25 protein-coding genes are annotated in these 26,670 nt (G+C 51.9%); 12 read left to right on the top strand and 13 right to left on the bottom strand.

Going from position 1 to position 26,670, the window contains the following annotated elements; all coding sequences use genetic code 11:
- Nucleotides 1-424: RsmD family RNA methyltransferase (locus tag PsW74_RS23690; protein WP_244277899.1), on the bottom strand; the 424-nt coding region annotated here is incomplete at its 3' end.
- Nucleotides 421-2,661 (bottom strand): pseudouridine synthase, encoded by a 2,241-nt coding sequence (locus tag PsW74_RS30165; protein WP_082830692.1) that lies wholly within the window; start codon nucleotides 2,659-2,661, stop codon nucleotides 421-423. The genes PsW74_RS30165 and PsW74_RS23690, both read right to left, overlap by 4 nt.
- A 509-nt stretch (nucleotides 2,662-3,170) precedes the next feature.
- Between PsW74_RS30165 and PsW74_RS23680 the strand changes: the two genes are divergently transcribed.
- Nucleotides 3,171-3,602, top strand: a complete 432-nt coding sequence (locus tag PsW74_RS23680; RefSeq protein ID WP_063287174.1) for a nucleoside deaminase — start codon at nucleotides 3,171-3,173, stop codon at nucleotides 3,600-3,602.
- Between the two features lie 850 nt (nucleotides 3,603-4,452).
- Here PsW74_RS23680 and PsW74_RS23675 read toward each other — a convergent pair.
- Both PsW74_RS23675 and PsW74_RS23670 read right to left on the bottom strand, forming a co-directional pair.
- Nucleotides 4,453-5,037: a class I SAM-dependent methyltransferase gene (locus PsW74_RS23675; RefSeq protein ID WP_063287175.1), complete on the bottom strand. Its 585-nt coding sequence runs from the start codon at nucleotides 5,035-5,037 to the stop codon at nucleotides 4,453-4,455.
- A gap of 81 nt (nucleotides 5,038-5,118) precedes the next feature.
- A complete protein-coding gene (locus tag PsW74_RS23670) occupies nucleotides 5,119-6,009 on the bottom strand; it encodes an EamA family transporter (protein WP_063287176.1) in 891 nt (296 codons plus the stop codon).
- Nucleotides 6,010-6,217: 208 nt separating this feature from the next.
- Here PsW74_RS23670 and PsW74_RS23665 point away from each other — a divergent pair, with 208 nt between their 5' ends.
- The 3 genes from PsW74_RS23665 to PsW74_RS23655 all read left to right on the top strand — a co-directional run bounded on the left by PsW74_RS23665 (nucleotide 6,218) and on the right by PsW74_RS23655 (nucleotide 9,047).
- A complete protein-coding gene (locus PsW74_RS23665; protein ID WP_063287177.1) occupies nucleotides 6,218-6,967 on the top strand; it encodes an AraC family transcriptional regulator in 750 nt (249 codons plus the stop codon).
- 129 nt (nucleotides 6,968-7,096) lie between these two features.
- The gene (locus PsW74_RS23660; RefSeq protein WP_063293716.1) at nucleotides 7,097-7,726 is read left to right on the top strand and encodes an NAAT family transporter; all 630 of its coding nucleotides are present in this window, start codon (nucleotides 7,097-7,099) and stop codon (nucleotides 7,724-7,726) included.
- A gap of 211 nt (nucleotides 7,727-7,937) precedes the next feature.
- Nucleotides 7,938-9,047, top strand: coding sequence for a PLP-dependent cysteine synthase family protein (locus PsW74_RS23655; protein WP_082596673.1), 1,110 nt, complete (start codon nucleotides 7,938-7,940; stop codon nucleotides 9,045-9,047).
- Nucleotides 9,048-9,106: 59 nt separating this feature from the next.
- On the opposite strand, the gene PsW74_RS23650 is transcribed toward PsW74_RS23655, so the two are convergent.
- Together PsW74_RS23650 and PsW74_RS23645 are read right to left on the bottom strand one after the other, a co-directional pair.
- A complete protein-coding gene (locus PsW74_RS23650; protein WP_063287179.1) occupies nucleotides 9,107-9,550 on the bottom strand; it encodes a VOC family protein in 444 nt (147 codons plus the stop codon).
- A 560-nt stretch (nucleotides 9,551-10,110) separates the two neighbouring features.
- Nucleotides 10,111-10,503 carry a DUF302 domain-containing protein gene (locus PsW74_RS23645; RefSeq protein WP_063287180.1) on the bottom strand — a complete coding sequence of 131 codons (393 nt, stop codon included), beginning with the start codon at nucleotides 10,501-10,503 and terminating at the stop codon, nucleotides 10,111-10,113.
- Between the two features lie 509 nt (nucleotides 10,504-11,012).
- On the opposite strand from PsW74_RS23645, the gene PsW74_RS23640 reads away from it, so the two are divergent.
- Entirely contained in the window at nucleotides 11,013-11,447 is a 435-nt protein-coding gene (locus tag PsW74_RS23640; protein ID WP_082830691.1) for a transcriptional repressor, read from the top strand.
- A 321-nt stretch (nucleotides 11,448-11,768) separates the two neighbouring features.
- Here PsW74_RS23640 and PsW74_RS23635 read toward each other — a convergent pair whose 3' ends face one another.
- Together PsW74_RS23635 and PsW74_RS23630 are read right to left on the bottom strand one after the other, a co-directional pair.
- The gene (locus PsW74_RS23635; protein ID WP_193775915.1) at nucleotides 11,769-12,359 is read right to left on the bottom strand and encodes a TetR family transcriptional regulator; all 591 of its coding nucleotides are present in this window, start codon (nucleotides 12,357-12,359) and stop codon (nucleotides 11,769-11,771) included.
- Nucleotides 12,360-12,514: 155 nt separating this feature from the next.
- The gene (locus PsW74_RS23630) at nucleotides 12,515-13,099 is read right to left on the bottom strand and encodes a methyltransferase domain-containing protein (protein ID WP_063287183.1); all 585 of its coding nucleotides are present in this window, start codon (nucleotides 13,097-13,099) and stop codon (nucleotides 12,515-12,517) included.
- A gap of 143 nt (nucleotides 13,100-13,242) precedes the next feature.
- Here PsW74_RS23630 and PsW74_RS23625 point away from each other — a divergent pair, with 143 nt between their 5' ends.
- On the top strand, nucleotides 13,243-14,682 hold the full coding sequence (locus PsW74_RS23625) for an aldehyde dehydrogenase family protein (RefSeq protein ID WP_063287184.1): 1,440 nt from the start codon (nucleotides 13,243-13,245) through the stop codon (nucleotides 14,680-14,682).
- 138 nt (nucleotides 14,683-14,820) lie between these two features.
- Nucleotides 14,821-15,213: a DUF2147 domain-containing protein gene (locus tag PsW74_RS23620; protein ID WP_063287185.1), complete on the top strand. Its 393-nt coding sequence runs from the start codon at nucleotides 14,821-14,823 to the stop codon at nucleotides 15,211-15,213.
- Between the two features lie 199 nt (nucleotides 15,214-15,412).
- Here PsW74_RS23620 and PsW74_RS23615 read toward each other — a convergent pair whose 3' ends face one another.
- From PsW74_RS23615 to PsW74_RS23605, 3 genes are read right to left on the bottom strand one after another with little or no spacing between them, the layout of a single operon-like run.
- Complete coding sequence (locus PsW74_RS23615) at nucleotides 15,413-17,707, bottom strand: FdhF/YdeP family oxidoreductase (protein ID WP_063287186.1); 2,295 nt, start codon at nucleotides 17,705-17,707, stop codon at nucleotides 15,413-15,415.
- A gap of 46 nt (nucleotides 17,708-17,753) precedes the next feature.
- A complete protein-coding gene (gene fdhD / locus PsW74_RS23610) occupies nucleotides 17,754-18,506 on the bottom strand; it encodes a formate dehydrogenase accessory sulfurtransferase FdhD (RefSeq protein WP_063287432.1) in 753 nt (250 codons plus the stop codon).
- Between the two features lie 30 nt (nucleotides 18,507-18,536).
- Nucleotides 18,537-19,382, bottom strand: coding sequence for a patatin-like phospholipase family protein (locus tag PsW74_RS23605; protein WP_063287187.1), 846 nt, complete (start codon nucleotides 19,380-19,382; stop codon nucleotides 18,537-18,539).
- Nucleotides 19,383-19,597: 215 nt separating this feature from the next.
- On the opposite strand from PsW74_RS23605, the gene PsW74_RS23600 reads away from it, so the two are divergent.
- Nucleotides 19,598-20,365 (top strand): LuxR family transcriptional regulator, encoded by a 768-nt coding sequence (locus PsW74_RS23600; RefSeq protein WP_208981725.1) that lies wholly within the window; start codon nucleotides 19,598-19,600, stop codon nucleotides 20,363-20,365.
- Nucleotides 20,366-20,686: 321 nt separating this feature from the next.
- Here PsW74_RS23600 and purD read toward each other — a convergent pair whose 3' ends face one another.
- A complete protein-coding gene (gene purD, locus PsW74_RS23595; RefSeq protein ID WP_063287188.1) occupies nucleotides 20,687-21,967 on the bottom strand; it encodes a phosphoribosylamine--glycine ligase in 1,281 nt (426 codons plus the stop codon).
- Nucleotides 21,968-22,087: 120 nt separating this feature from the next.
- On the opposite strand from purD, the gene PsW74_RS23590 reads away from it, so the two are divergent.
- Together PsW74_RS23590 and ubiA are read left to right on the top strand one after the other, a co-directional pair.
- Nucleotides 22,088-22,576, top strand: a complete 489-nt coding sequence (locus PsW74_RS23590) for a hypothetical protein (RefSeq protein ID WP_063287189.1) — start codon at nucleotides 22,088-22,090, stop codon at nucleotides 22,574-22,576.
- A gap of 71 nt (nucleotides 22,577-22,647) precedes the next feature.
- Nucleotides 22,648-23,592: a 4-hydroxybenzoate octaprenyltransferase gene (gene ubiA / locus PsW74_RS23585; protein WP_063287190.1), complete on the top strand. Its 945-nt coding sequence runs from the start codon at nucleotides 22,648-22,650 to the stop codon at nucleotides 23,590-23,592.
- 5 nt (nucleotides 23,593-23,597) lie between these two features.
- Here the strand turns inward: ubiA and PsW74_RS23580 are convergent, their stop codons facing one another.
- Complete coding sequence (locus PsW74_RS23580; RefSeq protein WP_057462260.1) at nucleotides 23,598-24,197, bottom strand: DUF6101 family protein; 600 nt, start codon at nucleotides 24,195-24,197, stop codon at nucleotides 23,598-23,600.
- 317 nt (nucleotides 24,198-24,514) lie between these two features.
- Here PsW74_RS23580 and PsW74_RS23575 point away from each other — a divergent pair, with 317 nt between their 5' ends.
- Together PsW74_RS23575 and PsW74_RS23570 are read left to right on the top strand one after the other, a co-directional pair.
- Nucleotides 24,515-25,858, top strand: coding sequence for a TldD/PmbA family protein (locus tag PsW74_RS23575; RefSeq protein ID WP_063287191.1), 1,344 nt, complete (start codon nucleotides 24,515-24,517; stop codon nucleotides 25,856-25,858).
- A complete protein-coding gene (locus PsW74_RS23570; RefSeq protein WP_063287192.1) occupies nucleotides 25,845-26,639 on the top strand; it encodes a 3'(2'),5'-bisphosphate nucleotidase CysQ in 795 nt (264 codons plus the stop codon). Before PsW74_RS23575 ends, PsW74_RS23570 begins: the two co-directional genes overlap by 14 nt.
- The last annotated feature ends 31 nt before the right edge of the window (nucleotides 26,640-26,670 follow it).

Here is a 26,670-nt window from a genome sequence, read left to right as displayed (position 1 = left end):
AGCCACCAGCTACGGCGCTGGACAGAGCCTTCTCGCCGAGTTCATTGCGGTAAGGTGGATCCAGAAACACCAGGTCGAACGGAGCAATGGTTCCCGCTTCCCCTAAAGATGTCGCATCACGTCGCAAGATCTTTGTGGCACCCATCAGTCCTGTGGTCTCCACATTCCGGCGGATCAGACCACGCGGCTCAACAGCCTCTTCAACAAAGACGCAGTACTTGCCGCCACGGCTCATCGCTTCCAGACCAAGAGCGCCGGTCCCTGCAAACAGGTCCAGAACGCGTGCGTCCTGAACCGGATTGTCATAGGAATGAGCGAGCACATTAAAAATGGTCTCTCTCATCCGGTCACTGGTAGGCCGTGTGTTTTGTGTCTTGGGCGTAGCGAGAGCAGTTCCCCGAAAGCGTCCAGCAACAATTCTCACGATTTTCTGCCGCCTTTGTTTCCACGAGGCGCGCCAGAGCGATCACCACCTGGGCGACCACCACGCGCTTTATCGCCGCCAAAGCTCTTGCCGCCGCCACGAGGGCCTTTGCTGAAGCTTGGCTTACCGCCATCACGGCCACCTTCGCGAGGACCTTTGCTAAAGCTTGGCTTGCCGCCATCACGACCACCTTCACGTGGGCCTTTGCTAAAGCTCGGCTTACCGCCATCACGGCCACCTTCACGAGGGCCTTTGCTGAAGCTCGGCTTGCCGCCATCACGGCCACCTTCGCGAGGGCCTTTGCTAAAGCTTGGCTTGCCGCCATCACGGCCACCTTCGCGAGGGCCTTTGCTAAAGCCGCGCTTTTCGCCATCACGGCCACCTTCACGAGGGCCTTTGCTGAAGCCAGGCTTACCGCCATCACGGCCACCTTCGCGAGGGCCTTTGCTGAAGCCGCGCTTTTCGCCATCACGGCCACCTTCGCGAGGGCCTTTGCTAAAGCCACGCTTTTCGCCGTCGCGACCACCATCACGACCACCATCACGACCGCCTTCGCGCTTATCGCCACGTGGTCCCTTATTGAAACCACCACGCTTTTCATCAGAAGGCGCATCATCGCGGGAGCGACGGTTGGAGAAGCGGCGCTCACCCGGTGTTGGACCGGTATCGCCAGAATAACGCGCATTGTCTGCAGGGTTAAAGTCACCACCGCGACCACCGTCACGTTTTGGAGCGTCGGCCTCAGCTGAACGTTTTGTGCCGCCATGAGCCAAATCGAAGTCACCACGCTTGGTGCGGGTGCCAAAACGACGCTCTTCCGGCTTACGCTTCGCAGCGGTTCTGCCTTCGTCCTCATCAAAACTTGGAGTGTATGTATCTACGCTGCCGTCTGCGCTGAACACGCGGCGCGGCTTGATGTAACCACCACGCTCGTTGCTGCCAAAGCGGGAAGGTCCAGCCTGACGGTCACGATCGCCGAATGATTTGCGGTCGCCGCGGTCACGATCACCAAATGGCTTGCGATCGCCACGGTCACGATCACCGAATGACTTGCGTTCACCACGATCACGATCGCCGAATGGCTTACGATCACCGCGATCACGGTCGCCAAAGGATTTACGCTCACCACGGTCTTCAGAAGGCTTGCGGTCACCAAAGGTTGGTTTCACACCAACGCGCTTACGGTCACCAAACGGGTTCTGTTCAGAGCGTTCACCACCACTATCTTTCTGGTCGCTGCCATGGCGCAGTGGTTTACTCTTGTTCTTAGCAAGAACAGCAGCAGCATCTTTTGCGCTGATCCAGCCACCACCGGCACCACCAGAAGATTTCTTTCTCTTCTTCAGTTCGGCTTGTTTGCTGGTCCGGGTATCCATCTGGTTGACGATAGGAGCGTCAAAGTCCAGGTCAGCTTCAGTAACAAGGCGTTCGCCCAGCTGGTCTTGAAGCACACGGCCACGGATTTCCTGCAGTTCACTGTCACCAAGGTCGCCCAGCTGGAACGGACCAAAGGAAATGCGGATCAGGCGGTTCACGGAAAGGTCAAGATGCTCAAGAATCCGCTTAACTTCGCGGTTCTTGCCTTCACGCAGGCCAATGGTCAGCCAAACGTTGTCGCCTTTTTCAGTGTCCAGTGTCGCTTCAATAGCGCCATAAAGAACACCGTCAATGGCAACACCGTCTTTCAGGGCATCCAGCTGCTCTTGAGTCACCTTGCCGTAGGCGCGCACGCGGTAGCGGCGCAGCCAGCCAGTTGCAGGCAATTCAATCACGCGGGAAAGGCCACCATCATTGGTCAGCAGCAGCAGACCTTCGGTGTTGATGTCCAGGCGGCCAACAGTCACAACGCGTGGCATGTCAGCAGGCAGGATGTCAAAAACAGTTTTACGACCCTCAGGGTCTTTATTCGTGGTTACCGTGCCACGTGGTTTGTGGAAGAGCCAGAGGCGCGTCCGCTCACGGGTTGGCAGAGGTTTGCCGTCAACGACAACCTTGTCTTTTTGGGTAACGGTAAAAGCTGGTGTTTCCAGCACGGTGCCGTTGACGCTGACACGGCCAGCTTCAATCCATGTTTCTGCATCACGGCGAGAGCACAGACCAGCACGTGCCATTGCCTTGGCAATACGTTCGCCTGCAACGGTGACTGTCTGATTTGGTTTTTTGTCGCCGGAGGATTTTTTGGTCTGCTCGCCAGATTTGCGGGGGGAGCTAGATGGTTTTTTACCGCTGTTTTTCATTGGCTCTTGCCCGGCGAACCGGGGCCTTTAACTTTCTACACTCTGATCAGATACACTGGATGAGCTCGCATAGGCGTCACCGCCTTGGCTGCCCAGCAGTCTGCCAGATGCCACACAATATTCGAATGTCGTTAGAGTGCATTCCGTTTGATTGCAGAGAACCAGACGATAAGAATTCACTCATAATAAGAAAACGGAGCGCGACGCGTGGATGCATTCAAAACGCGGGCGTGCTCTGCTCCGGTCATAACCTAAGAGGCGCCAGTTGGCAAAGGGGCAAAAGCAGACTCTCGAATTTTTTTCTGATTTTGTTGCCTCAGACTCACCTGACACTTTCATAAATGATGACAGCTTGAGCGATCAGAACATTTGCACGTCGCATAGGTCTAGCTCTTGTTAAACTGCTTTATCTCTTGTTTTTGCGTGTCTTTATCCAAATCTTGCTTCCACTTTTTAGCAATACGCACTAGCTTGGCCCCATGAAGACGCCCACATTGAACTCTACTTTTATGGATCTGGCATTGGAGGAAGCGCGCGCAGCAGAAATGCGCGGCGAAGTCCCCATTGGCTGTGTTGTTGTAAAAGATGGAAGTGTCTTATCCTCTGCGGGCAACCGCACACTGGAGCTGAATGACTCCACCGCCCACGCAGAAGTGCTTGCCATTCGCGAAGCCGGAAAGCAGCTCAGCTCCCAGCGGTTGGAAGGCTGTGACCTCTACGTCACGCTGGAACCATGCCCAATGTGTGCCGCGGCCATCTCCTTCGCTCGCATCCGCAGGCTCTATTATGGGGCAGGGGATGCCAAAGGCGGCGGCGTAGACCACGGCGTCCGCTTCTACTCCTCCCCAACCTGCCACCACACCCCCGACGTCTACTCCGGCCTCGCCGAAACAGATTCCGCCGCCATGCTGAAGGCGTTCTTTCAGGGGAAGCGGGATTGAAGCACCCCAATCTTTGCTCTGTTTGTAACTTGAGCAGGAACGGAAGCAGGGTCCCGGCAACTTCAGAGATGCTTTGAAACTCAGAAGACGGTGCTATCGCAAGTTCTGCTGCTCGCCAGATCATCGACGAATACTGCGGAAAGGCAGAGGAGGCGATGTTTGCGCATGGGAAGATATCTCGGGAGTAAACATTCAAGGCTAACATTTCTGCTTCAAACAGTGAGCGGATAACTCGCTTCATCAACCAGCTGCATACGCGTTTGCGCTCAGCATCGGTTTGAGCGTCATCGAAATGAGTTCGCCAGGATGCAGCCCATTTATGGACTCCATGAAGGTGGGCGATCGCGTGCGGTCCAAGAGATGGGGCAGGCAGCTTATTCAGAATATTTTGCGGTCCAAAGCAATATCCCGAAAAACTGAGTGAAAACCTCAGCCAGCGATACTTGGTGGAAAGCAGAAAATCTTCAGGCTTGATCCATTCCAAATCGATATCTGATGTCTGAGTGATCCAATGGCTTGGAAACAGATTTGGAACTTCTGGACTTTGAGCAAAGATGATCAAGTCTACATCTGAAACGCCTTTGACAAAGGTTTTCCGAGAGGCCGAGCCGCGAAGAGCCAGACTGTGAAACTGTTCGCCCAACTGAGTGTGAAGTTCTTCTGCAACACTGGCTAACTCACTTAGCAATGGTTCTTCGGGAGCTTGGCCAATGACGGGCAGTATTCCGTGCTTGTCAGCGGCAGAAAGTCGCCCAACTGACCTCACGTTTGGTGCTATGGTTTGGAAAGTCTCCATGGTCTCCTACAAGCTCAACCGAACAGCGTCTCAACAACGGTCGTGCTTCAATAATCACTTGGAAGCAGTAATCGCGACCCAACTGGTGGGGGCTTTGTCGAACCCGCTGCCCTCCCAACTCTCATAGGCTATAGAAGACCAAGGGCCAGCCTGTTTCCAAAGGGTATTCAGCTCTTCTTTTGAGATGTAGTTGTAGTAGCGGCCAAAGCTGTCAGTGCCATCATGAGTGCCCACTTTGAAGCTGGCCCATACTGAACCTCCTGAGACCAAAGCGCGATAGATCTTCTCGAAGATAGAAGGCAGATCCTCTCTCAAGGCATGTGTCAGCGAGGCACAAGCATACACGCCATCATAGGTATTCGTTGCGGTCAGCTCATTAAACATCATGACCTTGACTTCCTGACCAAGGCGTTGGGTTGCCAGAGTTGCCAACTCTGATGAGCCGTCAGTCGCATCAAGCTCAAAGCCTGCTTCAAGAATGGCTTGGGCATCAACACCCGCACCCGTCCCAAGCTCCAAGATTCGTCCACCTGCCTTACAGTGTTTGAGGAATGGAAACAGCATGGAGTTAGGCAGGTTCTTGTGCGTCGCATACTCGCTGGCATTATCCTGATAAAACTTAATACTATTATTGCTCATAAAACATCCTATTGAAAAGCCTTGCGATTCGAGTAATGGAGAATAATAGTGCCAGAAATGCAGCGAAATTTGGCCTGAATGTCAGGCCGCTCTTTTCGCCGCGATCAAAGACCCTCCTGCAATCGCCAGCGCTGCGATTACGATGTTAGCGGCAAGGGTGCCTTCTCCAAACGCGATCAACAGAAGCGTTGAGATCAAAGGCGCACCATAGGCGAGGACGCCGAGCAGTTGAACGTTGCCGTGCTTCACTCCAAAATCCCACGTGTAAAAGGCAATGCCCACGGGCCCCAGACCCAAACCAATCACGGCGATGATTTGTGTAAGATCCTGAGGGACAGCAGTGGTCTCCCAGAGGAAATGCGCGAGCCAGCCAAACACGGCAGTTAAAGCACAATAGCCAATCACGGCATCAGAAGAGGTGGTCTTGATCAGTCGGCTCAAAACAGAATAGCTGGACCAGATCAATGCACAACCCGCCGCCGCCACATAGCCAACAACATACTCCCATTGCAGATTGCCTGCTGAACTGTCCCAGCCAAGCAAAACCCAATACCCTGCAAGCGCAACAAGAGCCCCGCCAACATGCCACCTTGTAATGGTTTCTCCCGGCAACAGGGCAGAGAACAATACAATGAGCAGCGGCCAGATGTAGGCAATCAGTCCCGCTTCAACAGCAGGCGCATTCTGCAAAGCAACAAAGTACAGCGCATGGAACCCAAACAATCCGCCAACACCAAGCAACCAGCCGGACAGAGGCAGCTTGAAGGCAGAACGCACATTAGCCTTTCCCGTCAACAGCTTGCCGGAGAGTGTGAGCGTCGCCACCGTAAACGTCATGGCCAGCAGCTGGAACGGCGGAAACTGATCACCGGTCAGCTTGGTCAGCACAGCAAGCGTGCCCCATAGCACAATGGAGATACTCCCGATGGAAGTCGCAGCGCTGACCTTGCCAGCTGTTTGGTTCTGTAGCATTTAAAATTCCGCTTGAAGACTGAGGCCATCACATCGCTGGAGGTTCCAACGAAACCGACCAGATCCTGCCCCATTTCCTGCATATTAGAATTAGGCAAAACAGGAAATAGATTTTCTTTTTGAGATTTTCGAAAGACCGCGGTATCCCTGAGCCAGCAGTCCTCTTAAACAAGCTTTTGGACCAAGAGTGGAGATCTGGAACGAAGTCATGCCCTATCAAGCTGTCATCCGTGAATATGACCGGCTGGAACTCGGACACCACCACGCATTCGCGCAGGCTGTTGTTCCGTTGCAGGGCGAAATGCAGATTGAAATTGGCGGCCACTTCAAGCAACTGACAGTCGGTTCCGTCGGCCTCATAGCGCCAGAAACCCTGCACGACAGCGAAACCACCGCCGGCAGCCGCTTTCTGATCATCGACGTCAGCGACAGAGCGGCCATCTCTCAGTTCTTCCGGCATCCCGGCGACAGCCATCAGGAGCTCTCACCGCTCGCACTGAAGTACCTCAACTTCGTCGCCTCGCTCACAGACACGTTTGAAGTAGACGCAAACGGCGCTGCCTCCATCCTGAACACAGCTCTTGAACTGGCAACAGGCCGAAGCGCAGATTTCATCGACCAAAACGCAATCTCACATCGATTGCAGAGCGTAAAAGAACAGCTGCCCACTCACAACAAGATCTCGGATATCGCGAAAGAGGGCGGCTACTCGGTCAGCAGCCTGCAAAAGAAACTCAAAGCCTCCTACGGCAAATCCCCAAAACAACTCCAATTGGAGATGCGCCTGGACAAAGCACTGACCCTGCTCAGATCAACAGACCAATCCATCGCAACCATCGCCTTCCAGATTGGCTATGAGAACGCCTCATCCTTCACCAACATCTTCAAAAAACACTTCGGCCTGACACCCTCGCAATACAGAGCCCAATACTGGCCCTCCAAAGCCAGCCACAGCTAACCCTCCCTCGATTACAAGAACTCGCGACTATTAAAATCCTTTAAGTTGTATGCTTTTACAGTGATCAGTATGTTGCATGCTTTGCTCAATATCCCCCCTACGTGCAAAGCAAACAACAGAAAGCATATAATGACCGAAACGGCTCTGATCACCTACATTGCTGCGCTTTTCTCCATGATGAACCCCATCGGAAACACGGGCGTTTTCGCGGGTATGACCGCCGACAGAGATGCCGCCACCGCACGGCGCATCGCGTGGACATGCGCAGGTGCAATCGCCCTGACGCTCCTCACCGTCACCTGGACGGGTGGCATTCTTCTCAAGTTCTTCGGCATAACCGTCCATGAACTGCGTGCTGCTGGCGGCGTGATTGTCCTACTGATCGCCCTCTCCATGTTGCGCAGTGACAACAGCCACCGCCAAACCCCGCAGGAAGCAGCCTCCGCAGCAGAGCAGAACCACATCGCCGTAGTCCCACTTGCCATTCCAATCGTTGCCGGACCAGGCGCTATTGCAACAGCCATTGTCGCCGCTGAGCGTCATTCTGGGATCTGGGCCAAGATTGACCTATCCATCGCAGCGGTTGGGCTTGCGCTGTTCACCGGTCTCTTGTTCTCAGTTTCAAAACCCATTGCAAACAAGCTCGGCGAGTCAGGTATGGGCGTCGTAACCCGCCTCATGGGCATGGTGCTCGCCGCAATCGCCATGGGCATGCTCGCCGAAGGCGTCATAGGCATGATCCCGGCACTGGCAAGCTGAGGCAATATCGCGTCTCTCTAAGCAAAGCATGTAAGGCCCGCTCCTGTGGGCCTTGCTCGTTCAAAACCCTCTCATTTTCACCAGCAGCTTTACTCTCTGTTTTATACGGCAGCGATCCGCGCATGCTGCGATCCAAGCGCCAGCTATACTTGCCCCAAAGAAGCACGCCGCGAGCAGGGCGTGCTGAAGCAACGGCAAGTCAGGTGTTTTCATGCTGGAGTTCAACAGCCATACCAACCACAGAAACCCCTCTAGCAGAGCATGGGCGCTGCAGGCGATCCAGAACATTGAGGCGGATTACAACCGCTCGGCTGACACACACCTCATCAAACTGAACATTCCCAAGCTCACCAAGGCGGGGATTGATCTTTACCTGAAAGACGAAAGCACCCACCCAAGCGGAAGCCTCAAGCACAGGTTGGCACGCTCGCTCTTCTTATACGGCATCTGTAATGGCTGGATCAGGGAAGGGACACCAATCGTAGAATCCTCCTCAGGTTCAACCGCGATCTCAGAAGCGTATTTTGCACGGCTGATCGGTAACCCCTTCGTCGCAATTGCTCCCAAGGCCACGGCGACGGGGAAGATAAGGGAGATCGAAGCGCTGGGCGGTGAGGTGCATCTGGTAGAACCCTATCAGATCTATAAGGAAGCGGCGCGATTGGCAAAAGGACTGGGCGGCCATTACGTGGACCAGTTCACCTATGCAGAGCGGGCAACAGATTGGCGCGGCAACAACAACATAGCCCAGAGCCTGTTCTCCCAAATGGAGCTGGAACGCTTCCCCGCACCCAAATGGATTGTCATGAGTGCCGGAACAGGCGGGACAACAGCCACCATTGGCCGATACATCCGGCTGCACACACAGGATTACCCCAAAACACAGCTCTGTGTCGTAGATCCCGAGAACTCCGTGTTTCATGAGTACTACAGAAACAGAGACAAAAGCATCGTCAGGAACAAACCCTCACTGATTGAGGGGATCGGCAGACCACGAGTAGAACCCTCCTTCATGCCGGATGTAATTGACAGAATGATTGATATCCCGGACGCAGCGAGTATTGCGACAATCAGATGGTTGGAAGGGGTTATTCTGCGCAAATGCGGCGGCTCAACAGGCACAAACCTTTATGGTGCGCTCGCATTGGCCAAGGAGATGATGGAAAACGATCAGGAAGGCTCCATCGTCACCCTCATCTGCGATAGCGGAGAGCGTTATCTGGACACTCTTTACGACGACAACTGGGTGGCCAGTAAAAATCTGGACCTCTTACCCTACATGCACAAACTCATAGACTTCGCTGAAATCGACGGAATCTAAAGTGGTTTAACTCTGGAAAGTACGCCGGTACCAACGTCACCAGCGTACTTGCTGCACCATCAAGGCAGATCATAGAATCCTAAAGCATTGCCAGAAGGATCGGCAAACTCCGAATATGTAACGACCTCTGGTATTTCGACTGCTTCACCAGTGTCGATGTTCACTTCAGATCGTGCTTGCTGCGAAGTTGCCATATCGTCCACCAGGAAACGGACAATGGCGCCAGTTGATTGCGCGTCATCTGCCTCGAAGACCTGAAGCCAAACACCCGGTGCAACCTTGAACTCCACGACACCGGGGACTGGTCTGATCACTTCGGTATCAGGACCAAGAAACTTGGCATACCACACCTCTGCTTCTTCCAGAGAAGGCACCGGGACACCAATAGTCACCTCTTGGAACGGTTCTGCCGAGACAATACTCGTGAATGCCAAAGAGACAACAAAGGCCAGCGCAAGCCTGCGCATGATCGTGACTGTATTCTGCAGCGAATTAAACGACATAGTTTCTCCTTTATGATTTAAATATAGTAACTATACTTTATGTACATAACGGCAATTGTCAACATCACCTCTTTTGACCCGAGAACTTTAATAGTGCCACGGTCCCAAGCATGTTCCCTCTTTTGAAGGAAGAGGGGGTGCGGTCCTTGGAATTGTCGTGATGGTTGAAAAGTGTAATCCTGCGCAAGTGCGGCGGCTCAACAGATGCAAATCTTTATGGACCTCTGGCATCGGTCAAAGAGATGATGGAATGCGATCAGAGAGGCTCCGTCCTCATTTGCGACAGCGGAGAGCGTCATCTGAACATCCTTTAAGAAGATGATTAGGGGAGGTGGTACTGACATCCTAAACTACAAGCAGGCTTAGTTCGGGTAAGCTGGAGCTGGTTCTTGCCAGTATGCTTTGGAGAAACACCAGTTGGTTCTGATTGTGTTCGCTATCAGCAGTCGCTGTGTGAACAAGCACCTATAGGTTCGACGTAGATGGCCATTTTTACATATCCAGGGTCGTTTTATAGACCCTGGAATAGACTGAATGTCTTCATCAGTTGTCGAACTCGACTATTTGGCAGCCCTGGAGGTCAGCTTCGCCAAAACACCGCGCATTTTTTCGATTACCGGGGACTTATCGACATTATCCAGATCCTTCATTGTTTCTTTCGGATCTTCGTAAGCCAACCAGACCTGCCCCTCGGAATCCTCATAGACCTGCACTTTAAGTGGCAGGTACAGGCCTGCCCGCGGGTCGATCTCCATCGCAGGGGTACCAAGAACCGGATTACCGAAAATCAGCAACTGGTTCGCTGGAATGGACATGCCTACTTTTTCGGCTCCCGCAGCATGATCAACACGAGCAAAGATTGTTGCCCCCGCCTTTCTAGCAGTAGCCTCCAGCGCATCCATAGTCTCTTGCACTGCTTTATTGGTGTCGACCTTGATAATATCTTGAGCCATGGCGGGATAAAAACTCCCAAGTATCAGAGCTGAAGCCAGAAACAAACTACGCAAATCACTATCCTTCTTGTGAAACTAATTCGATTTGGGGGACATAAAGTTAAATACAACAGAAGCCCAATATAAACTCCAAATTGAAGAAATAGAATTTTCCTCTACCGGAGTTTAATTATTTAACTATGGAAATATTCTGACTACATATAAAATATGTTCACATGATCGTGTCTTCGCGGATGATAACTGCGGAGTAAGGCTCACAACCTCCGACTAAACTTTATTCGCGCTGCAGCGTCGCTTAAATGAGTTGCCTCGATCTCAGGTGGAGTTACTCAAAAGATGGGTCATGACCCGTCGTGTCTCGTTTCCCCTCGTATATTTAGGGTTTTGATTTTTAGTTGCGAATGCTTCTCATTTGCAATAAATTTATCTGTAATAACTCAGGTCGAAGATTTTGACTGCTGAAGACAGAATAAGCCCGGCTTTGCGCATACCATCAGGGAAGGCATCTTATGTCGATAAATACAACTCTAGACACCTCAATCGACTTACCTACTAAATTTCGAAATGCTGGTCTGCGTTTGACGAAGCAAAGGTGCCTCATTGCCAAGCATTTGTTTTCGGGGGGGCATCGGCATCTAGATGCTGCCATGCTGTTTGCAGAACTTCTCGCAGACGGCAAGCACCTGTCGCTTGCCACAACCTATAATGCACTGCGCGATTTTGAGCAGCACAATCTCATCCGGCGCATTGCAGTCTCTACTGATAAAGTGTGGTATGACACCGATATTGGCGATCATCGCCATTTCTATGTTCCCGCTGAAAACCGTATTATGGATTGCCCTGATCAGAAGTTGTCACTCGCAAAGTTTGCTGATCCCCCAGAAGGTTACGAGGTGACGAGTATCGACGTTGTTGTGCATCTGGCACCCCAAAATAAAAGCTGATGCTGACAAACGTAAGTGGCGGGTAGCGTTTTCGGAACGAAATCAGTTTACCATCCCACATCTCATACTTCCCCAAAACAATGAGATCAGGAGCGCCTGCGTGATTTAGACAGCGACACCGGAATAGCCTTACTCGTTGGGGGCGCGGATTGGTTGCCTACGGAGTAAGCGGGTACTAGGACATTCACCTCCGGGAAGTATGAGGCGATGCAGCCCTGTGGCATGTCGTAGAGCATCATCTGAAAAGCGAGGGCACGCCGAATGCCGTCGTCTTCGCTCACCGTTCCGATATCAACTTTCTCGCGCTTTTGAGTGTTTTTCCTACAGTCTGCTTTTCTTTGCTTGTAGTCCGATGATGTATGTGTAGATCGCGTCAAATAGCTCATCTCGAAATGAGAGGTTGAGCCATTCAAGGCCTTCAAACTGAGAAAGCTCTCTTATTGGGTTTGATGGACTGGCCATTGGCCACAGACCTGAAACCAGCAGGGCGGATGTGAATGCAATTTTCTGGCCGTCTTCCTTGCTACTACCATTCATTGCCTCTGCAATTTTGGTCGCAACTCTTTCATAAAGCCCCAAGCCTTGCAGCTTGATCTTTTTGATGGCTTCCAAATGAGTGTTGTGTTCCAAAAATGATGCGGAAATACAAAGCAGCTCGCACAAAAATGGCTGCTCACAATATTGATCAGTTATAATTTTGCTAAGGTCCTCAATCGAGACGGTTCGTTGAGAAACATTGTTTTGAAAATTATCTACAAACAAGCACATTTCCTCATGCATCAAGGTCATAAGGATTTCTTCGCGGCTCCCAAAATAGCGATAAAGATTAGATTTGTTTACCGCTGCGTGTTTGCCGAGTTCGTTGAGCGACCAATTCATCACGCCCTTTTGAGAGCATAGTTCCTTCGCCATTTTGAGGATGTTTTCGCGTCGAGCAGCTTTCTGCTCATCCTTGCGTGCGCGCTTGAAGTCCATGGTTTCTCCGAATAGCTCGCCTTTATCGCCAAATCTAACCCAAGCCTTGATGGGATGTAGCTCTTACCCCATCAATCATTCAAAAAAGTAGCTTAGGGTGCAGCATAAGTGGGTTGATAGGCCCATACGACTGCAGGAGGGATATTTTTCCAGACACGTCGTGACCTGATGGCCTGAACACCTTTTCGCTTTGGAATAGGTGAGATTGTTGAATAGGTAAACTGCACTAATCGTCCACCTGGCTTGAGAACTTCAAGGCAATGATCACGAAACTGTTCGCGTTTTTCTTTCGGGTAAACAAATTGAGGCAGGCTTGAAACAACGGCGTCAAATTGCGTCTTCCCATGAGAAAGATTTTTGAGTGTCTGGTAAGCATCCTGTTGCAACAAAATAGCTGCTGGGAAGTCCCTGGATAACCCTTCAGTAAATGATTTCGACAACTCAATCAGCGTTAAATCTTTTTCTTCAACACCTGCATTCAACAGCGCACGCGTGACGCAGCCTGTGCCGGGACCAATTTCAAGTACCCGGGCGCCAGGTTTGATGGCAGAGGCAAAGACCATAGCTCTGGCTAACTCCGAAGAGCTTGGCAATACCGCTCCTGTGCGCAGGGGAGCTTCCAACCAGTTTTCCGAAAACAACACACAATCAGACTTCTGTTTGAATGTTTGAGACATACCTTCATTCCTCAATCTAGGCATTTCAGGAGAAAATAATTGACTTGAAAAGAACCGATGGTCTTTTATATAAGGGGCTATCAGTCTTTACTAGTCAATAAAGAACGACTTCCGGCGAAATTAAAGAGGGTCAGGTGCAACCGATGAATAAAATTGAGCAGGTTCAGCAGGTCTTTGACTTGCAAAAAAGAAACTATGCCTCATCGAAGTCAGTTTCATTTGAAACGCGAATGGACCGGTTGGGGCGTATCGAGTCTCTGTTCCGCGAAAATTATCCGGCAATGGTGCAGGCGTTGCAGGCCGATTTCGGTACTCGTGATCCTGATGTGGCGTTCATGGGGGACGTCTATTCACCGCTTGAAAATGTCAAAATCGTTCGCAAAAACTTGAAAGCCTGGATGAAACCGGAACGCCAATCAGACGGGTTCATGCGCCTCTTGGGTCAACGCTCCTACATCCTCCATGAGCCTTTGGGCGTGGTTGGGGTCATATCTCCCTTCAATGCACCAATTACACTGGCCTTTGACCCGGCTATCGACGCCATTGCTGCTGGCAACACGGTCATGATGCGTTTCCCGGAAATCATGCCTGAAACCGGAGCTTTGATGACGAGGCTCGTGGCAAAATACTTTGATCCATCTGAAATTGCTGTCGTTACCGGTGATGTTGACGTGGCAAAGTTCCTCTCTTCATTGCCGTGGGATAAGCTGGTCTTCACCGGCGGGGCAACAACAGCTCGTCACATCATGGCAGCGGCAGCCAAGAACCTGACACCAGTCCTTCTGGAACTTGGTGGCAAGTCTCCAGTGCTGGTTATGGAAGATGCTGATTTGCGTTCTGTCGCGCGCAAAACAGTAAAAACGCGCCTCATGAATGGTGGGCAAGTTTGCATAGCTGGAGACTATGCACTGGTGCCAGAAGCCCAGTTCGAAACATTTCTGAACTTGTTGGAAGAAGAGGCCCACTCTATCTATCCGACAGTACTGAAAAATCCGCAGTATACCGCTGTCGTTGGAGAGGCATCTTTTAAGCGGTTGAACTCTTACATTGAAGAGGCGCGGGAAAGCGGCGCTCGTATTCGTGAGATTATCCCTGAAGGAGAAGCTCTGCCTGATCTCGAGAGTCGAAAATTTCCTCTTACGCTTGTGGCCAACCCCAAGCCTGACCTGATGCTATCAAAGGAAGAGATCTTCGGCCCTATCTTGCCAGTTCTTAGCTACAGGACACTGGGGGATGCCCTTGCGATTATCAATAGCAAAGAGAAACCTCTGGCCCTCTACATTCATGGCAATGACCGTACGAGCATTGATCGGATCTTATCTGAAACAAGCGCTGGCGGCGTGACGGTCAATGATTTCCTCATCCATGCCGGTTCGCACACCATGGGCTTTGGCGGCGTCGGGAACAGTGGCATGGGCCGTTACAAGGGAGGGAAGGTTGGTTTCAAGGCTTTCTCCAATCCCAAAAGCGTGCTCGAGCAAGGGTTAGTCAGACGGTTCTCGACCAACTTCTTGCCGCCCCTCTCAGGGAGCCGAGCCCGAAAAATGCTGCTCTCCAGAGTTGGCCTGACTGAGACTTCTTGAAGCTCTCAAAGCTTAAATTTTCAAGCCAAGAATAGTTACCTCGGAGATTGGGCAGGCCACTCGGGCTGTCCCTGGCCTAAGCACTAGTTTGCGATCAGCAACACTTTAAAAACCTAAAATTTGAAAGGGAATACACACATGAAAACTCTCATGCTCTCTAGTGTGATAGCGCTCACCATGTCGTCAAGCATAGCTTTAGCGGCAGATCCGGCAATTGGCGTTTGGGAAACTGGGCTGGATGAAGGCCGATACAGTCATGTCAAAATCGAGCAATGTGGCGACAAGATGTGTGGAACGCTTTTGCGGCTTTTCGAAGAAGATGGGACACCGGTAAATGACGGCAATATCGGCAAGACAATTCTTTGGGATATGACCCCTAAGCCGGGCGGTAAATATCGTGATGGAAAATTCTGGCGTGTTTTTGATGGCAAGACCTATAACGGGAAAATGGACATGCTTGGCAGCCAGCTAAAAGTGTCGGGCTGCGTGATGTTCATTTGCGCAGGCCAAAAATGGAACCGAACTGAGTAGTTTGGAGATTGCATCTCCACCTCACAACTTGCGACTGCCTAAATTATTCAAGCAATTGCAAGCTTGTAGGGGGAATGGTGTGAAGAGCACATACGCTCATTCCTCCTACGAAACGCCATGACAAAGACGCATGGGCAGATTGTCAAAGCCATGCTTACGATAGGCAGTTCAACAAACTCTGACAGTCAAAACAGAAAAATCACCCCCGACGACGAGATTTCGACAGTGACACGGGAATAGCCTTGCTCGTTGGGGTGCCGGACTGGTCGCCTACGGAGTAAACGGGTATAAGGACATTCACCTCCGGGAAGTAAGAGGCAATGCAGCCCTGTGGCATGTCGTAGGGCACCACCTGAAAATCGAGGGCACGCCGATTGCGTCCATCTTCGCTCACCGTTCCGATATCAACCTTTTCGCCCTTGGAAACACCCGCCCGTCGCATGTCGATTGGGTTCATGAACACCACTTTGCGCCCGCCAGAGATACCTCGGTAACGGTCGTTGAGTGTGTAAACGGTGGTGTTGAACTGATCGTTGGATCGAAGGCTCTGCAAGGTGAACGTAAGCTTGGGCGCTCTGGAGGTTTGCTGTGCCGATGTCGCAAGCGGAAGCGAGTAGCCGGAAAACTCAGCTTTGCCGGACTTTGTTGCCCATCTTCGGTCGGCAATCGGATTACTCAGATAAAATCCGCCCGGCGTTCGCACCTGGCCGTTAAACCCGGCAAACTCAGGCAGCACTTCCTCAATCTTTTCCCGAATGCGATCATAGTTCTCGATGTAATGCGTCCAGTTGACCACCTTGTTGCCAAGGGTCGCTCTGGCCAATCCGGCAATAATCGCAGGTTCTGACATCAAAAGATCAGAAGCTGGCGGGTTTACACCAGCAGATCCGTGGATTCTGGAGAGTGAATCCTCCACGGTGACCATCTGCTCACCAGAACGCTGGTCATCATACTCAGTACGGCCCAGACTAGGCAGAATGTATGAGAGGGCGCCTGTCATCAGATGACTTCGGTTCAGCTTGGTTGCAATGCTCACCGTCAGGCGACATTTGCGTATGGCTTCCTCTGTCAGATTTGTGTCCGGCGCAGAGCGGGTAAAGTTGCCTCCAAGGCTCATGAAGACCCGCAGCTTGCCCTCATCCATCATCTTGATGGACTCAACAGCATCAACACCGGCATCCATCGGCGGGTCAAACTCAAAGGCCTGCTGCAAAGAAGTCAGAAACTCCTCTGAAGGGTCAGAGGTAATGCCCATACGGCGAATACCCTGCGTGTTCGCATGGCCCGGCATCGGGCAAGCACCAGCCCCCGGCTTGCCAACGTTTCCGCGAGTGAACAATAGGTTCATGATCTCGCGGATTGTTGCAACAGAGTGTTTGTGCTGGCTGATCCCTGTACCCCACGTAATGATCGGGCGATCTGCCTGCACATAAATCGCAGCTGCTCTTTCAATCTCGTCGCGGGAGAGGCCGGACTGGTCTTCAATCTCTTTCCAAGGCGTCAGTTCAAGCGCTTTTTCATAGCTCTCAAACCCGTTGCAGTTCTCTTCAATAAACACCCGGTCAACATGGCTATGGGTGAGTATCCGCTCATAGTCCCATGCCAGGATGGTCTTCACCATGCCGCGCACCGCCGCCATGTCACCACCCAGCTTCGGGGTGAAGAAATGGCTCGCAACAGGTGCAGAACCAAACCGCATCATCTCTAGTTGGTTCTTGGGGTCCGCGTAGCGTTCCAGTCCGCGCTCTTTAAGCGGGTTAAAGGACACCACATGTGCGCCGCGTTGCGTGGCTGCGCGTAGCACCGGCAACATCCGCGGGTCAGTCGAGCCCGGATTGTGGCCAAAAACGAAGATGGCATCAGCTTTGGAGAAGTCTTCCAGACGAACCGTAGCCAGTCCGCTGCCGATTGCTTCTTCAAGCGCAATACCACTTGCTTCATGGCACATATTGGAGCTGGACGGGAAGTTTGTGGAGCCATAAACACGCCCGAACAGCTGATAGAGAAAGGCAGCTTCGTTACTTGCATGTCCAGAGGTATAAAAAACGACCTCTTTGGGGTCTTTTATGCCCCGCAATTCTGCACCAATTTCCTTGAAGGCCTCAGCCCAACTGATTTCGTTATAGCGATCCGTTATTCTGTTGTAGCGCAGCGGAGCTGTCAGACGGCCTTGGTCCTCAAGGTCAATGTCGGAGAAGGTCTGCAATTCAGAAACCGTGTATTCCTGAAAAAAGGAGTCTGTGATCCTCTTATCCGTCATCTCGGCAGCAACAGCTTTAACGCCGTTTTCACAAAATTCGATGGACGAGGTTTTTTCAGGGTCAACCCATGCACAGCCGGGGCCAATAAAACCGTCAGGCTGGTTGGTTCTCAAAACTGTCTGGATTCCTGAAGTAAGCGACGTGTTTTGCAACAGAGCCTGACCACAGCTCCACACGGCACCCCAGCCACCAGCGGGAGCTGTTGATTTCTTTGCAATAATAGTGTCGGACACGCCGGACTCCTCAGGCTCTTAGAACGCCCACGAACTTGATGAGTCGCTAGCTGTAGCGTGTGAAGCTGTATCCACGGTTGCAACTAAATAGATTTAAACAATTCTCTTGTGCTAACTTGACAGCCAGATCGCTGGGCGTTGCCATGACTGCAAGTGTTCCAACGCGGGCGCTGACTGCTTTTTGCACCAGATCAGAGCTGCACCGGCTCGTTGTGATGACCAGATCAACGGGTTCGCCGCTGCGCACGCCAGCCCCAAGAGCTTTGTCCATGGCGTTGTGCCGGCCAATATCTTCGCGCACAGCTAGTATCTTATCACCACAACACACCGCAGCTGCATGCAAACCACCGCCATAAATGCCATTGAGCGTTTGCTTGGATTGCATCGCTTCAAACATGGCCCCAATGCTCTCGGTTTTGGGAGCAGGCTGCTGGGCAAGCGGGGTGAGGGCGCGTAAGGCGGCACGAATGCTATCAAGCCCGCACAGGCCACAGCCAGACGTTCCTGTCAGCAGGCGTTTGCGCTTCAAAGCGGTGAAGAACAGCTCATCGTCAATATCCAGATTGACGATGATGCCTTCCTCGCCATGCTCATTGAGGTTGATCGAGTGCACATCATTGATGGAGGAGACGATCGACTCGCTGATAGCAAAGCCAACGGCAAAGTCTTCAAGGTCTCTGGGCGTGGCCATAAACACAGCAAAGCCTTCTCCATTCAACGTCACCGCAATGGGGACTTCTGGAGGAAGTTTTCTGCTTTCAGCAATCGGTGTTTGCCACTCAGGGTCCAGAATAGACAACCCAGACTCCACTTCTTTCTATTCTTCTTATCAAGAGATTAGGTAGTTCTCGATCTTTTGGTCAAGCTCAACCTTTACCTCATCACGAAGCCCGGCGCTATCCTCCAATATTTCTCGCGCCTTTAAAAAATCAAGCACTTGATATTGCTTAATGTTTGGGAAGATCGAAAGATCAGGTGCTCGTATTTTCAATTTTTCCTGAGAAATGGTCCGCATGAGGATCTGGGTCGCACCAAACACGCTTTCCGTTGCACTGGGAAACCCGCGTTTTTCATCTCGTTTGGGTGTGCCTACAACATCCACTGCAATCACGATGTCACAATCGCTGGGCAGCACATCAAAAGGCAGCGGGTTAACAACGCCGCCATCAATGAGCACCGTGTCGTTTAGGTGCACAGGCCGGAAGACAAACGGAATGGCGATACTGGCTGAGACAGCATCCACCAGACTACCTTCTGAAAAACGCACTTCCTCTGCCTTATAGTAATCCGCAGCAATAGCTTGAAACGGGATGGAAAGCTCAGAGAAGTCGTTCTTCAATACTTCTCCAACAAAGACTTCCAGCACACGTTTGGAATCAAACTGGCCAATGCTGGACTTACCACCAAGCAGGTCTGCAAAGCGTTTTGGCATGCTCACTTCAACCAGCTTGCTGAGCACCTTCTTCCACTCGCCAAGTGTTTCTAGAGTATATGCCTCAAGTGCGTCTCCACTCACGCCACCTGCATATCCTGCACCAATCAAAGCGCCGATGGAGGTACCAGTAATGGCATGAGGTGTGATGCCCATGTCATCAAGAGCTTGCAAAACCGGGATATGGGAGAGACCACGGGCGCCTCCGCCACCAAGGGCAAGGCCAATCTTGGGAGTGCTCATTGAAAGCCTGATCCTTTAATAACTCTCATTAAAAATATAGGTGCTCTCGCTTGCTTTCCAATTGAAAACCGAGAGAAATAACGTGATAATCATGAATGACGAACATAGATAAACAATAGATGGGCACTGGGGCAAACATATCAATTGATTTGGTGGCAGTTAAGCGCACAACTTGGCTGGTTGATATGAAGCAAGGCTCCAATCTTGCGGTGTAAATGATGAACTATTCCATGGGTTATCCGGCAGGCTTTGATCGAAATCTACTGCAGTTTTCTCAAGATCTATGGAACTGTTCGTCCCTGCAAAGCCGCTGGGAAGAGCTTACCAGTTTTGCTGAAAGACTGGGCTTTGAAAAAGGCGCCTACATCATCGTGCCCAAAATCGAAGGCCGTGTAGAAGACCGGCAACCGATTTGTCTGTCCAATCACGCAGATGACTGGGTCGATCATTACAACAGCCATCATTACTACTTCAAAGACCCTGGTATGGATCATCTGCTCAGCGGTAAGAAAGCCGATCAGCTTTGGACCGATTATACCGTCAGACCAACCGGAAAGATTGATGAAGGCTTCTTCCATGATGTCCGCTCAGCAGGTCTGAAGTTCGGCGTGACCATCCCGGTGGATTGCTCCAACAAGCATTTGGTCGGTGGTGCCAGCTTTGCCTCCTGTGAACGGACACAGCTCGGCTTTGATGCACAGATGACGGCAAAGTATCCGATCCTGAAAGGTGCGGTGCAACTTTTCCATACCTACGCGCAAGAACCTGAAACCCTGAGTGAGTTCTTCGGGTTCACGCCGAGAGAACATGAATGTCTGCTGTGGTTGACGGCGGGGAGGGCAAATAAAGAGATCGCCCACATCCTGAATCTCTCAGAGAAAACCGTAGAACATCACATCAAACGGGCCTGCAAAAAGCTGCGAGTAACGAACCGGACGCATGCCGTTGCTCGTGCTATGACCTTTCAGTTGCTTTCGCCCTAGGCCTTTGCAACTTTAAGGCATCAGGGAAAATCCCCCATTGTTATGAGTTGTGCATTTATGCATAATCAAAATTGCTAGAGGTTGCACTTTAGCTCCTGCATGGCAACTTTTCGCCTCGTGCAGTTGTTTGTGGTAGTTTATCAATTTGATCTGTTGGTTGGGCACAGGCTGTCGTTGTCCGACTGAAAGTGTAGATAAATATAACTCCTCCGAAGTTCGCTTCGGAGGATTTTTTTTGGCAATTAAATTCATTCGGCACAAAAAAAGAGCAGCTCGAAAAGCCGCCCTTTGTAAATATGTCTAGTCCTGCAAAAGAGCGGATCAGTCCTGCTGTTCACGCTCAACAGCACGCCAGCCAATATCTTTGCGGTAGAACCCGCCCGGCCAGTCGATCTTCTCTACAGCCGCATATGCTTTTTCACGCGCTTGAGACACAGTCGCCGCACGCGCTGTGATGTTCAGAACCCGCCCGCCATTGGACAGCAGTTTGTCATCAGTAGAAACAGTGCCGGCATGGAAAATCTCCACATCCGGGTCAGCAGCAGCCTCAGTCAGGCCTTTAATCTCGCTCAACTTCTCATAGGAACCCGGATAGCCATTGGTCGCCATCACAACAGTGATCGCTGGATCTGTATGCCATTCCGCATCCACCAGATCCAATGTCCCTTCAGCGCAGCCAAGTAGAATCGGCAGCAGATCAGTCTTCAGGCGCATCATCAGAACCTGACATTCCGGATCGCCAAAGCGCACGTTATACTCAATCAGCTTCGGGCCGTCCTTGGTGATCATCAGACCCGCATAAAGCACGCCTTTGAACGGGCAACCCTGCGCTTTCATGTCCGCAATGGTTGGGTGGATGATCTCTCTCATCACCCGGTCCATCATCTCCTCGGTCATCACAGGAGCAGGGGAGTAAGCACCCATGCCACCGGTGTTCGGGCCTTCATCACCATCGAACGCCCGTTTGTGATCCTGTGCTGTCGCCAGCGGGAGAGCATTCTTACCGTCTGAAAGAACAAAGAAGCTGGCTTCTTCGCCTTCAAGAAATTCTTCAACAACCACTTCTGCGCCAGCAGCTCCGAAGGCACCGTCAAAGCAGCTGTCGACTGCATCGAGTGCTTCCTGCTCGTTCATGGCCATGATGACGCCCTTACCTGCAGCAAGGCCATCTGCCTTCACCACGATCGGAGCGCCTTGCTCACGAATGTAGGACTTGGCAGCCTCGGCATTGTCAAACCGGCCATACGCAGCGGTTGGTACACTTGCGCGGGAGCACATGTCCTTGGTGAAGCCTTTGGACCCTTCCAGCTGCGCAGCAGCAGAAGATGGACCAAATACACGAAGGCCAGCATGGGTAAGGCTGTCAGACAGGCCATCAACCAGTGGAGCTTCCGGGCCAATTACAACAAAATTGATGTCGTGGAGGCGGCAGAACTCGATAACACTGCGATGATCAGTCGGGTCCAGTGCAATACACTTGGCAAATTGTTCGATGCCTGCATTGCCCGGGGCAACAAACAGTTCGTTTAACACCGGAGATTTCGCCAGAGACCATGCCAGCGCATGTTCACGCCCGCCAGAACCGATCAGCAGAATATTCATTGAAGTAGACCCTGAAAATAAGAAGGGAACAGGTTCCCCAGTTGTGCGTCTAGGATGTGATGCAGCCTGTAGCATGAGTATGGCTCACAGTAAACGAACAACAGCTCTGGAGAGACCAAAATGCCCCGTCCATCAGTCGAACTGTTGCTGGTTACACCACTGTTTATGAATGAATTCTTCGGGCTGCTGGCAAAATGGGGAGAGCAAGACACCCTTTCAGAGCCGGTTCGTTCGCTGGAAGAAACTGCCCGCAGGTTGCTGGTAGACCCAAGTGCAGGGCAGGCATGGTTGATCAGAAGCTCGGGAAAAAGCCTTGGGTTTGTGCTTGTAAGTTACCGGTACAGTGTCCGGGCCGGTGGCAAAGTCGGGTTCATAGAGCAGGTGGCACTCGCTCCAATGGAAGGGATTGAGCGGCTGTTACCGCCTGTACTGCAGGCACTGGAGGATGATCTGGCACAAAAGTCGGTCGTTAAGATGGAAGTTTCGCTGAAGAGACCGGAGCGAAAGACCAGAAAACAGTTCTTCGAGGAATTTGGCTTCTTGACGCAAAGTGTTGATCTGTTGGAAAAGACAATTCACTACGAAGAGGAATTTCCTCTCAGCTTTTAAAGCGAACTTGGAACTTGCTGCGTGAAGGGAAACAAGCGCAGATAAGCTCCAGACATGACGGTGAGGTGGCAATGTTCAATACCAAAGACACTGGTCCAGTTGCAGATGCAGTAAAGCGTCATTGGGTTGATACGCGCTTGCCGCCAGGCCTTCGCCCCTTTGCTCGCCTTGCCAGGTGGGAACGGCCAATCGGCTGGTATCTGCTTATGTGGCCGTGTTTGTGGTCTCTGGCCCTTGCATCGAATGCAGCAGGATCTGCCATCCCAAACATCTGGTACGCCGTGCTGATGTTTATCGGCGCAGTGGCAATGCGCGGTGCAGGTTGCACCTACAACGACATCGTCGATAAGGATATTGACGATAAGGTTGAGCGCACACGTTCGCGTCCAATCCCCTCAGGTCAGGTCTCCAGCAAACAAGCCAAAATCTTTATGGCACTGCAAGCGCTCGCCGGTTTGGTCGTACTGCTGCAGTTCAACACCTTCACCATCGTCCTGGGGATATCCTCTCTGGCAATTGTTGCTGCCTATCCATTCATGAAACGCATCACCGACTGGCCACAGTTTGTGCTTGGTCTGGCGTTCTCCTGGGGCGCATTGATGGGGTGGGCCGCTGTCTTTGGCAGTCTGTCACTGGCACCGGTGCTGCTGTATTGCGGGGGTATCCTCTGGACAATCGGCTACGACACCATCTACGCCCATCAGGATAAAGAGGACGACGCTTTGGTCGGCGTGCGCTCAACAGCGCGATTGTTTGGCGAAAAAACCCGTCAGGCTCTGGTCATTCTTTATGGTGCAACAGTTGTTCTGTTTGCAGGAGCCTTCATCGCAGCAGGCAGTGGCCCGCTTGCATTTGCCGGATTGGCGCTTGGTACATTCCATTTGCTGAACCAGATCCGCGTGTTGGACATAGATGATGGCGACCAGTGCCTTCAGCTCTTTAAGTCCAACTCAACCTTCGGCTTGATCTTGTTTATCGGATTGGTGCTGGACGGCCTTGCAGCCTATTACCTTTAAGAATTTCAGCGCCGCAAAGATGTGAAACGGCGGGAGCTGGCAAATATCTTCTGCAGCCGTGTTGGCTTGCCTGTTTCGCGGCCAACAAGAAAACGCGGACGTCGTCCAGTCAACGCTCGAAGCTTTCTGCGTGGCAGTGCCTCACCTTTGGAGCATGTGTTAAGCCCAAGACGTGCCAGTTTGGAGGTGCCATCGCTGTCGATCATGAGAAGCGGCAGTGCCAAAACATCTGACCAGGCTTCCCAATAATCCGCTGTCAGCTCCATATCTGTGCTGGTATAAAGCGGAATGCTTAAAGCATGATCGCGATGCAGCAAAATGACCTGATACTCCAGCTCATCGCTGATCTCGCTGACTGTCGCTCTCGCCCCAACACCAGAGTAAGACCCAAGCGGAACGGTTAAAGTAAGCGGAAGCCCACCCATCTCACGGCGAATAAGCACCTTGTCCGGATCAATGCGAATATCGGATCTGTTAACACCCGGTGTTTCAAGAAGATCATCAGGAAGGTCCGCCTGCATGCGAAATGGCAGCGATACACTCACACGATTAATGTGGTTGTCGTTGCTCGCAAGGCCCAAAAACTGCGATTTGTAGTTGATCACGGAACTGCCCCTCCCTCCACAGGTGTGGAGGTTTCAATTCATCTTCTTTTCAAACTAGAGGAAAATTACAGGGTAGAATCTGCGTAAGTTCTTAATTCGAATGGTTAAAAATCTCTGATTTTAAAGAGGCTTAGCGAACCTCTTCCGAACTTGCTAAAATTCTAACTATCTTTAAGTGGGCTCATTTATGCGCAAAGTCATGCGCGGCACGCCGCTGCAATTTCTGCGTACAGCCCCGCGATTATTGGCAGGTGTGCTTGCTCTTAAGACAGGCACGCCCTAAACACGAAGAGCAAGAAAACAGGAGGTCCATGCGAATGTCTGACGCAATTGCCAATTCAAAGCTTGAAGAGCAGGCAGTGAGCTTGGTGGAAGCTGCAAAAGCAGCCGGCGCCGATGCAGCAGACGCAATCGCAGTTACGGGCATGTCATTGTCTGTATCCGTGCGCGAAGGCAAGGTTGAAAACACCGACCGCGCAGAAGGTAACGACGTGACACTCCGCGTATTTGTGGGCAAGCAGGTTGCCAGCATTTCTTCCAATGCCAGTGACGACCCCGCTGAGCTTGCAGCTCGTGCCGTTGAAATGGCGAAAGTCACGCCGGAAGATCCATACGCTGGGCTTGCTGAACCTGAGCGTCTCCTGAAAGACATCCCGCAACTGGACCTGATAGATCCACGTGAGGTGAATGCCGAGGAACTGACCAGAACCGCGCTCGAAGCAGAAGCTGCGGCTCTCGCAGTTGAGGGCGTTTCCAAATCAGGCGGTGCTGGCGCAAGCTGGGGGCTCTCTGGCATCGTACTTGCCACAAGCCACGGATTTGTTGGTGCTTATCAGCGTTCTCGTTCTGGCTTCTCCATGACAGCTATTGCTGGTGAAGGCACTGGCATGGAGCGTGATTACGAATTCGATTCCCGCACCTATTGGGATGATCTGATGTCTGCGGAAGAAGTTGGCCGGATTGCAGCAGAGCGCACCGTGCGCCGCCTCAATCCACGCCAGCTGGAAACCCGCAAGGCGCCAGTGGTTTATGAACCACGCACAGCGCGCTCCCTGCTTGGTCACTTTGCAGGCGCGATCAACGGAGCCTCAATCGCCCGTGGAACCAGCTTCCTGAAAGATAAAATGGGCCAGCAGGTCTTCGGGAAAGGCATTACCATCTCCGATGACCCGTTTAAGGCGCGCGGCGGTGGCACAGCTCCGTTTGATGCGGAAGGCACCGGTGCTGAATACCTCAACATGATTGAAGATGGTATTCTGGGCCATTGGTTCCTTGACGGATATGCAGCGCGTGAGCTTGGCCTGACCTCAAATGGCCGTGCACGCCGTTCCGGGTCCTCCACCTCTCCAAGCGCAACCAATCTGACGCTTCAGGCGGGTGAGAAAACACCGGAAGAAATCTTAAGAGATATCGGCGAAGGTTTGCTGGTAACGGATTTGATTGGTCACGGTGCAAACGGTGTAACAGGTGACTACTCCCGAGGAGCCTCAGGCTACTGGGTCGAAAATGGCGAAATCGCCTATCCAGTGAGCGAAATCACCATCGCAGGCAACCTCAAGGACATGTTCCTGAACCTGACACCGGCATCTGATCTGGACGAACGATATGCAGTGGCCACGCCAACAGTGGTTATCGAAGGACTGACGATTGCCGGAAGCTAACAAATATAGCGTGCAGGAAGATTTAGAGCTGCTGGTTTCAGCAGCTCTGGAGGGCGGCAAGATCGCCCTCTCTTATTTTGGGAATTCACCAAAAAGCTGGACCAAAGAAGGCGACTCGCCTGTATCTGTCGCTGACATCGAAGTTGATCAGTTTCTGGCATCTAAATTGCACGAAGCACGCCCCGACTATGGCTGGCTCTCGGAAGAAACCGAAGACGATCTGGTCCGTAAAGATTATGAGACAGTGTTTATCATCGACCCGATTGATGGAACTCGTGCGTTTTTGAATGGACGTGATGAGTGGTGCCTGTCGCTGGCAGTGGTCAAAAATGGTCGCCCCACAGCTGGTGTAATTTTTTGCCCGGTGCGTGATGAGCTCTACACCTCCGTAGAGGGAGGAGGCAGCTATCTCAATCAGGAAAAGATTGCGGTTTCAGATCGCCCGTCCGTCACCGGCGCCTACATCGCAGGCCCCGTCAGCTTCCTTGAAAAAGAAGGCGTAAAGAGTGAGCAGATTCGGTTCAGTCCTTATCTGGGCTCACTTGCCTACCGTTTTGCACTGGTTGCCTGTGGGAAATTGGATGCAGGTCTGGCGCGTGCAAGAGCCCGCGATTGGGACCTTGCCGCAGCGGATTTAATCATCAGTGAGGCTGGCGGCCAGTTAGTAGACTTGTCTGGATCGACCCTCTACTACAATAAAACTAGAACAAATCACCCCGGACTAGTGGCATCTTCTGCCAAATTGTTTAAAAGGCTTCAGGGAATATCCGTAGAGGATTAATCCTTATCGGTTTCCGGTCGGACTCTCTGTG

This window comes from Pseudovibrio sp. W74 (genome assembly GCF_001623085.1).
Classification (GTDB): domain Bacteria; phylum Pseudomonadota; class Alphaproteobacteria; order Rhizobiales; family Stappiaceae; genus Pseudovibrio.
Note: the sequence above shows the minus strand (reverse complement) of the source record. Positions and strands in the feature narration are given on the sequence as shown.

Coding starts and splice junctions, on each gene's coding strand:
- PsW74_RS30165 (WP_082830692.1), bottom strand. CDS start 2,661: ATGAAAAACAGCGGTAAAAAACCATCTAGCTCCCCCCGCAAATCTGGC.
- PsW74_RS23680 (WP_063287174.1), top strand. CDS start 3,171: ATGGATCTGGCATTGGAGGAAGCGCGCGCAGCAGAAATGCGCGGCGAA.
- PsW74_RS23675 (WP_063287175.1), bottom strand. CDS start 5,037: ATGAGCAATAATAGTATTAAGTTTTATCAGGATAATGCCAGCGAGTAT.
- PsW74_RS23670 (WP_063287176.1), bottom strand. CDS start 6,009: ATGCTACAGAACCAAACAGCTGGCAAGGTCAGCGCTGCGACTTCCATC.
- PsW74_RS23665 (WP_063287177.1), top strand. CDS start 6,218: ATGCCCTATCAAGCTGTCATCCGTGAATATGACCGGCTGGAACTCGGA.
- PsW74_RS23660 (WP_063293716.1), top strand. CDS start 7,097: ATGACCGAAACGGCTCTGATCACCTACATTGCTGCGCTTTTCTCCATG.
- PsW74_RS23655 (WP_082596673.1), top strand. CDS start 7,938: ATGCTGGAGTTCAACAGCCATACCAACCACAGAAACCCCTCTAGCAGA.
- PsW74_RS23650 (WP_063287179.1), bottom strand. CDS start 9,550: ATGTCGTTTAATTCGCTGCAGAATACAGTCACGATCATGCGCAGGCTT.
- PsW74_RS23645 (WP_063287180.1), bottom strand. CDS start 10,503: ATGGCTCAAGATATTATCAAGGTCGACACCAATAAAGCAGTGCAAGAG.
- PsW74_RS23640 (WP_082830691.1), top strand. CDS start 11,013: ATGTCGATAAATACAACTCTAGACACCTCAATCGACTTACCTACTAAA.
- PsW74_RS23635 (WP_193775915.1), bottom strand. CDS start 12,359: ATGGCGAAGGAACTATGCTCTCAAAAGGGCGTGATGAATTGGTCGCTC.
- PsW74_RS23630 (WP_063287183.1), bottom strand. CDS start 13,099: ATGTCTCAAACATTCAAACAGAAGTCTGATTGTGTGTTGTTTTCGGAA.
- PsW74_RS23625 (WP_063287184.1), top strand. CDS start 13,243: ATGAATAAAATTGAGCAGGTTCAGCAGGTCTTTGACTTGCAAAAAAGA.
- PsW74_RS23620 (WP_063287185.1), top strand. CDS start 14,821: ATGAAAACTCTCATGCTCTCTAGTGTGATAGCGCTCACCATGTCGTCA.
- PsW74_RS23605 (WP_063287187.1), bottom strand. CDS start 19,382: ATGAGCACTCCCAAGATTGGCCTTGCCCTTGGTGGCGGAGGCGCCCGT.
- PsW74_RS23600 (WP_208981725.1), top strand. CDS start 19,598: ATGATGAACTATTCCATGGGTTATCCGGCAGGCTTTGATCGAAATCTA.
- purD (WP_063287188.1), bottom strand. CDS start 21,967: ATGAATATTCTGCTGATCGGTTCTGGCGGGCGTGAACATGCGCTGGCA.
- PsW74_RS23590 (WP_063287189.1), top strand. CDS start 22,088: ATGCCCCGTCCATCAGTCGAACTGTTGCTGGTTACACCACTGTTTATG.
- ubiA (WP_063287190.1), top strand. CDS start 22,648: ATGTTCAATACCAAAGACACTGGTCCAGTTGCAGATGCAGTAAAGCGT.
- PsW74_RS23575 (WP_063287191.1), top strand. CDS start 24,515: ATGTCTGACGCAATTGCCAATTCAAAGCTTGAAGAGCAGGCAGTGAGC.